We start from the raw sequence: 7,889 nt of genomic DNA on the forward strand, positions 1-7,889 counted from the left end.
CGAAAAATCTGACGGCGCATCTGACGCACAATCTTTGTGCGGTATTGCCCTAAAAAATCCCAACGCCACAGGCAGCAATGAAGTTTTTTGATCCAGCAATTTTTCAAAAATGCTGGTGGGGTCAAGGGGCAAAGTCCCTGGACTCTGCCAGGGCTACTCGCCCTGGACCTCGCCAGCCCGAAGCCCAGCGGAAATGGCTTCGGCAGACTCGCCCTAAAGATGGCGATCCAGCTGGGCTCAGCTGGATCAGCTTGCCAGGCAACCTTTGCTTGTGTGGCTGACGGACTGGTTTTGATTTTGTGTTTATTTTTTGATGTTAAAGGAGGACAGGTATGGCAAGTGAAACGATCACTGTGGCGATCCGGACGGAATTTATTAAGCTGGATTCGCTCCTGAAATTCGCCGGCTTATGCGATACCGGCGGCTTTGCCAAGGAACTGGTGCAGCAGGGCGCTGTCTCCGTGAACGGTGAGGTCTGCACCATGCGCGGCAAAAAAATCCGCCCCGGGGATACCATTACCGTTGACCGATTTACGGTACTTGTAACCGCAGAAGCATGAGACTCACACGACTTGCGGCGGATGGCTTTAAAAACCTGCGCCAGGTGGAACTGGAACCCGATCCCTCATACAACCTGATCCTCGGCGAAAATGCACAGGGAAAAACCAATCTCCTGGAGGCGGTCTGGGCACTCACCGGCTGCCGCAGCTTCCGGGGGAGCCGGGAACGGGATTATCTTTCCTTTGACGGCGGAAATTTGCAGGTTGAAGCCGGATTTCAGGATGCCAGACGGCAGCAGTCTGTGCGGCTCTGCATGGTGCCGGGAACAGTGCCCGAAAAAAAATTCTGGTGCAATGATGTGCCCCGGAAAAGCGGCGAATTATTCTCCGTGTTCCACTGCGTGGTCTTTACCCCGGAAGACCTGTCATTGGTCACCGGTGGCCCCGAACGGCGAAGGTCGTATCTGGATCTGTGCAGCGCACAGCTCAGTGCCCCTATGCTCTCTCTGGTACGCCGGTATCAACTGGTGCTCCAGCAGCGCAATGCAGTGCTCAAACAGAAGCTGCCCCAGGCACAGACGGAGGCAATGCTCCAGGTCTGGGACGGTCAGCTGGAACAGCTGGGGACGGAAATTGCTGTTCAGCGTGCTCAGTATGTCCGGCGGCTGGCGGCAGTCTGCGTGCCCCTGTATGCCCAGATCGCACGGGGCAAAGAGACGGTTTCGCTCCATTATCAGTCCAGCGTGTTCGGCAGGGATGCCCAGGAGATACTCCCCGACCAGTCTGCGCCGGAACTTGTGGCGCAGTATGGGGAAAAAATGCAGCAGAGCCGTCAATCGGACTTGCTTCTGGGGCATACGGGCATGGGCGTCCACCGGGATGATCTGCTCCTTGCCATTGATGGCAAGCCGGCAAAGGAATTCGGCTCACAGGGACAGAAAAAAAGCCTGGCGCTGGCGTTGAAACTTGCTCAGGCGCAGATCTATAGCAAACGCCGGAAGGAATCCCCCATCGTGCTCCTGGACGATGTCATGGGCGAACTGGACGAGGCACGGCAGGCGGTGGTCTCTACCATCGTTGAGGAAATGCAGGTCTTTGTGACGACCTGCCACCCGGAGTCCGTACTTTCCCCAAATGCCGGAAAGCGGTTTTTGTTGAAAGACGGCAGACTGGTTTCGGAGCTGTGAAAAGTGCCCGAAACTGCGTGAAATTTTGTTTTCCACAAACTGTTGAAAACTCTGTGGAAAGCCTGTGCAGACCTGTGAAAAGAGGCGGAAAAGGCGGATTTTCCGGTGAACTGCACAAATGATAAAGCGAAAATCGCAGTGTTTCACGTGAAACACTGTAGTAGGATGGTTGTACGATATACGCAAATCAGATTGAATTGCATAACCCCTCCACCATTGCTTCGCAATGGTTCCCCTCCCCTTTCAGGGGAGGCGTATCTAGATTTACAGAAAAGCTGGTATGGAATAACGGTGACGAGAGAGGAAACATTATTCAATCTGGTTGCACATGTACGATATGATACACAATCGCAGCAATCAATGTCATACATTCGCAGGGCTGTCTGAAGTGAGACGGCTTTTGCAGATGCCGGTTTTTGTTTCACGTGAAACAAAAGATCGGACAAACTTGGAGGAATTGCAAAATGACAGAGGCAATCAAACCCAATGCCCAAAACTATGACGAAAGTCAGATCCAGGTGCTGGAGGGACTGGAGGCAGTCCGGAAGCGGCCGGGTATGTACATCGGCTCTACCGGTCCGAAAGGTCTCCATCACCTGGTATACGAAATCGTGGACAATGCCATTGACGAAGCACTCGCCGGGTATTGTACGGAAATCACCGTGGATATTCTGCCCGACAATGTGATCCGGGTCTCCGACAACGGCCGTGGTATTCCTGTGGGGATCCACCCCAAGGAGGGAATTTCGGCGGCTACGGTGGTATATACCATTCTTCACGCCGGCGGTAAATTCGGCGGCGGCGGCTATAAGGTCTCCGGCGGTCTCCACGGCGTAGGTGCATCGGTGGTAAACGCCCTTTCGGAATGGCTGAAGCTGACGGTAAAGGACGGTACCCATGTGCACTTTCAGGAATTCCACCGTGGTGACTACAGCGAGCCCATTCGGGTTATCGGCGATACTACGGAAACGGGTACGACAGTTGAATTCAAGGCGGATCCTGAGATCTTTGAGGAGACCACGGAATATGACTATGAAGTGCTCCTGAAACGACTTCGGGAACAGGCATTCCTGAACGCCGGCATCCGCATTGTGTTCTCGGATAAGCGGAATCCGGAGGAAGAACGGTCGGAGGTGCTCCACTATGAGGGCGGTATCCGGCAGTTCGTGGAATATCTCCACCAGAAACGTGGTCTGGAATCCCTGTCGGAGGATGTGATCTATGTCTCCGGTATGGACGGGGATTCCTTTGCAGAGATCGCATTGCAGTATAACGATAGTTATAATGAGATGATCCTGTCATTCGCCAATAATATTCACACTGCTGACGGCGGTACTCATGAGACGGGCTTCAAAAATGCCCTGACCAAGGTGATTAACGAATACGGCAAAAAGTTCGGGCTGTTAAAGGATGGTACCCGTCTGCTGGGCGAGGATGTCCGGGAAGGTCTGACAGCAATCGTTTCCGTAAAGCTGACGGAGTGCGAATTCGAGGGACAGACCAAGGGACGGCTGGGAAATCCGGCGGTGCGTCCTTTTGTGGAGAAGATGGTCTTTGAGAAGCTCATGAGCTATTTCGAAGAAAATCCCACGGTGGCACGGGCGATTTTTGACAAGAGCCTGTCCGCACAGACAGCACGTGAAGCTGCCAAGAAGGCAAGAGAAACGGCTCGCCGGAAATCCGCTATGGAGAGCGCTTCCCTGCCGGGCAAGCTGGCGGACTGTTCCGAAAAAACCACCGAGGGCACAGAGCTCTACATTGTCGAGGGAGACTCGGCAGGCGGCTCCGCAAAGGAAGGCAGAGACCGCCGCTATCAGGCGATCCTGCCCCTTTGGGGGAAAATGCTCAACGTGGAAAAGGCGAGAATTGACCGAGTATACGGCAATGAAAAGCTGATGCCGGTGGTAACTGCCCTGGGTACTTCCATCGGCGAGGATTTTGATATTACAAAGCTTCGTTATGGTAAAGTCATTATTATGGCGGATGCCGACGTGGACGGTTCTCATATCCAGACTCTGCTGCTGACATTTTTCTTCCGCTTCATGCGGCCGCTGATTACCAACGGCAATGTCTATCTGGCACAGCCGCCGCTGTTCAAGGTAGCAAAGGGAAAGAAGTATAAGTATGCTTTTGATGAGGAATCCCGGGATAAGTATATTGCGGAGTTTGCAGACGCAGACGGCAGTACGGCGAAGGTTTCGGTTCAGCGGTACAAAGGTCTTGGTGAGATGAGCTCCGAACAGCTGTGGGAAACCACCATGAACCCGGAAACACGCTCCATGATCCGTGTGGAACTGGAGGATGCCGAAAAGGCAGACGAGATCTTCACCATTCTTATGGGCGACAAGGTGGCTCCACGTAAAGAATTTATCGAAAAGAATGCGAAATACGTGGAGAATCTGGACGTGTAAGGAGGTTCTATGGAAGAAACACAGAAGCTTCCGGCTTTCAGCCGCACAGCACCCTATGCCATTCCCCTGGAATATTACCGCACGGGATTCACGGCGTTTCAGAAAAAATTCATCATGCGCCGGAATTATATCATGATGGCAATATTTGCGGTTCTTTTGATTTCCTTTGTGGCGGCTGGCATAAAAGACCCCACCAATAAAATGGCGTATTTTCTCATGCTCCTTTGCCTGACTGCTATCTTTATGCTGTGGTATATGCCCAGAAAGCAGAGACGTATCATTCTGGATACAGTCAAGGAGTTGGAAGGGCAGCAGTACACGGCGGAATGTGACGGCAATGTGCTGCGGCTCTGGACACAGCAGAATGAGGAAGATACGGAAGTGATTCCGGAATCGAGGGTGCTGCTGGAAACGGCGTGGATCCAGAGTTATGAGGAATTCTATCTGATTTGTGACGGAAAGCGGATGTTCTATATTCTGCCCAAGGCAGCCATAGACACAGCATCTGTTCCACCTGAGCAACTGGAAACCACAGAAACAGCATCCCCAGAATCCGAATAATTGCCGCAGGCGGCAATGAAGTTTTTTGATCCAGCAATTTTTCAAAAATGCTGGCGAGGTCCAGGGCGAGGAGCCCTGGTCGCCGCCCGCAGGCGGCGAAATACCCCGGCGCATCCTTTTGCGCCGCGGAGAAAAGGGGTGAGAAAAGCGACAGCTTTTCGAGGGGGAAGCGTACAAGACCGCTTCCCCCTGTGAAACCTTTTTCTCAAGTAAACCCTTGCAAACGTTCCGGTGGAACGTTTGCAAATCCAATGACACAAAAAATAAAGGTCACCTCTAAAAAACACGCTTATCACGCTCCAGCTTGTTTCACGTGAAACAATGGACAAAACGATTGAATAGATAGGTTTAAGATGATGGATAATACAACAAACGAAAATTATTTTATCAACGGAAAGCAGAAGATCACGCCCATGGATATCGGCGACAGAATGCAGGAGGCATTTCTTGCCTACGCCATGTCCGTTATCGTGGCACGTGCCCTGCCGGATGTGCGTGACGGTCTGAAGCCCGTACACCGACGAATCCTCTACACCATGTACGAAAAGGGACTGACGCCGGATAAGGCATACCACAAGTGTGCCGATACCGTCGGTTCTGTGCTGGGTAGCTATCACCCTCACGGTGACGCTTCCGTTTATGATGCGCTGGTACGTCTGGCGCAGACATTCTCCATGCGGTATGTGCTGGTAGACGGTCAGGGTAACTTCGGTTCCGTAGACGGCGATCCGCCTGCTGCTTACCGTTATACAGAAGCACGTATGTCGAAGATCGCCACGGAGATGCTGACGGATATCCACAAGGAAACCGTCCCCTTCGTGCCAAACTACGACGACCGCCTGAAAGAACCGGCAGTACTCCCCTCTCGCTTCCCCAATATTCTGGTGAACGGTTCCATTGGTATTGCCGTAGGTATGGCAACCAATATTCCGCCCCACAATCTGGGAGAAGTCATTGACGGTATTCATATGCTGATTCAGAATCCGGATTGCACCATGGACGAGCTTATGACCTGCATCCAGGGTCCGGACTTCCCCACCGGCGGCATTATTATGGGCCGCAGTGGTATCCGTGCAGCGTACGGTACGGGCAGGGGCAGGATCACCCTCCGGGGACAGACCCATTTCGAAAAAGTGCGAGGCAGAGAATCCATTGTCATTACGGAAATTCCGTATATGGTCAACAAGGCTCGCCTGGTGGAATCCATTGCAGCTTTGGCAAAGGACAAGCGCATTGAGGGTATTTATCATATTCAGGATGAATCCAGCCGTGAGGGAATGCGTATTGTAGTAGAGCTGAAAAAGGATGCCAATCAGCAGATCGTGCTGAACAAGCTCTTCTCCTACACCCAGCTGCAGGATACTGTCAGCGTGAATATGCTGGCACTGGTGGACGGCGAACCGAAAACTCTGAGCCTGAAACAGGTGCTGGAGCACTACCTCCAGTTCCAGGTGGAGGTTATCACCAACCGCACCAAGTTTGACCTGGAAAAGGCAAAGAAGCGTGCCCATATTTTACAGGGCTTCGTGGTTGCCATCGACTACATTGACGAAGTGATCGCCATTTTGCGGAGCAGCAAGACCATTCCCGAAGGTAAGGCTCGCCTCATTGAGCGTTTCAAGGAAGTGGATATGTCTGCCCTGCTGGATCGTGCCCAGTATGACGTGGATAATTATCATCTGGAGCATCAGATCGGTCTGTCGGAAGAACAGGCTGAGGCAATCGTGCAGATGCGTCTGGGTGCTCTGACAGGTATGGAGCGGCAGAAGGTAACAGACGAACTGTATGGTCTAATGCAGAAAATTACAGATCTGCTGGATATTCTGGCAGACCGCAGCCGGATCTATCAGATCATTGAGGATGACCTCAGCGAGATTCGCCGGAAATACGGCGATGCACGGCGTACACAGATCGAAACCGTTGACGGCGAAGTGGATATTGAGGATCTGATCCCCGTGGAGGATTGCGTGGTCACTTACACGGACAGCGGCTATATCAAGCGTATTCCGGCAGATGTCTACAAGAGCCAGCGCCGCGGCGGACGTGGTGTGACAGGCATGAAGCAGCGGGAAGAGGACTTCGTCAGCGAACTGCTCATCAGTTCTTCCCATGCCAATATTCTCTTTATCAGCAACCTGGGCGTTATGTACAAGCTGAAATGCTACGAGCTGCCTGAGGGTTCCAAGAATGCCCGGGGAACGAATATTGTGAATCTCCTGCCCCTGAACCAGGGTGAGAAGATCGCCGCAGTGCTCACCACCCCGGACTTCGACGAGAGCAAATATGTGGTCATGATCACACGCTCCGGCAAGATCAAACGGACGGCACTTTCCGCCTATAAAAATGTCCGCAAAAATGGTCTCATTGCCATTGGACTGGATGAGGGCGACGAGATTGCAGCAGTGCGGCTGACAGACGGTTCCAACCGGCTGTTTGTGGCAACCAGAAATGGTATGGCGATTCGCATTGACGAACAGGATGTTCGCCCCATGTCTCGTTCCGCACACGGCGTCAAGGCAATCACACTTCGTAATGGCGATGCTGTGGTATCCATGGCGAGAGAACGGGAAGGCGCTTCGCTGCTGACTGTTTCTGAAAACGGCTATGGCAAGCGGACAGCGCTGGAGGAATACCGGATGCAGTCCAGAGGCGGTCTGGGTCTGACCAATTACAAGGTGGACGAGGAGCGTGGTCATGTCTGTGGCATTAAGGTTGTGGACGAGACGGATGATATTATGTTTATCTCCAGCGACGGCGTGATTATCCGTGTGCCCTGTGAGGAAATCCGGCTGATGGGGCGTACTGCAAAGGGCGTGCGTGTTATGCGTGTGTCTGAGGGGCAGAAGGTAGTTGCCTTTACCCGGACAGAAGCCGCACAGGAGGAAGATATTCCGGAAGAGGAAACCGATGCGGAAACAGAGGTAACGGAATCCCCTGCGAATGAGGAGAATACTTCTGCAGAAGAATAATGCTGCGTGAAAAATACGCAAAAACAGCGGTAGTCCAGAACTGCCGCTGTTTTGATATAAAATGACCTGTTACATTTTCCGCACGCCGCAGTCGGCATTTGAATGCTTGAAGGATAATAAGATTATTAAGGCAACACCGCACAAAGAGCGCCTGCCGGCTTTGCACGTCATATGCTTACATCTTTTCCGTCATATTTCACAAAAATACTCGTGAATACACAAAGTATTCACTGCGCTTTTTGTTTCATCTGACGAAAAATC

The 7,889-nt window shown here is 52.4% G+C and carries 5 protein-coding genes; all 5 read left to right on the top strand.

All coding sequences use genetic code 11. The annotated features are described in order from the left end of the window. Positions 1 to 332 precede the first annotated feature (332 nt). The 5 genes from Q0418_RS04415 to gyrA all read left to right on the top strand — a co-directional run bounded on the left by Q0418_RS04415 (position 333) and on the right by gyrA (position 7,628). On the top strand, positions 333 to 560 hold the full coding sequence (locus Q0418_RS04415; protein ID WP_298482615.1) for an RNA-binding S4 domain-containing protein: 228 nt from the start codon (positions 333 to 335) through the stop codon (positions 558 to 560). Further along, complete coding sequence (locus Q0418_RS04420; RefSeq protein ID WP_298482617.1) at positions 557 to 1,687, top strand: DNA replication/repair protein RecF; 1,131 nt, start codon at positions 557 to 559, stop codon at positions 1,685 to 1,687. The genes Q0418_RS04415 and Q0418_RS04420 overlap by 4 nt, the downstream gene beginning before the upstream one ends. Before the next feature lie 464 nt (positions 1,688 to 2,151). Then, on the top strand, positions 2,152 to 4,098 hold the full coding sequence (gene gyrB / locus Q0418_RS04425; RefSeq protein WP_298482619.1) for a DNA topoisomerase (ATP-hydrolyzing) subunit B: 1,947 nt from the start codon (positions 2,152 to 2,154) through the stop codon (positions 4,096 to 4,098). Positions 4,099 to 4,107: 9 nt separating this feature from the next. Next, entirely contained in the window at positions 4,108 to 4,659 is a 552-nt protein-coding gene (locus Q0418_RS04430) for a hypothetical protein (RefSeq protein WP_298482621.1), read from the top strand. Between the two features lie 356 nt (positions 4,660 to 5,015). After that, on the top strand, positions 5,016 to 7,628 hold the full coding sequence (gene gyrA, locus Q0418_RS04435; RefSeq protein ID WP_298482623.1) for a DNA gyrase subunit A: 2,613 nt from the start codon (positions 5,016 to 5,018) through the stop codon (positions 7,626 to 7,628). Positions 7,629 to 7,889: the final 261 nt, after the last annotated feature.

The sequence above is a fragment of the uncultured Ruminococcus sp. genome, assembly GCF_937915125.1.
In the GTDB taxonomy this organism is placed as follows: domain Bacteria; phylum Bacillota; class Clostridia; order Oscillospirales; family Ruminococcaceae; genus Ruminococcus_C.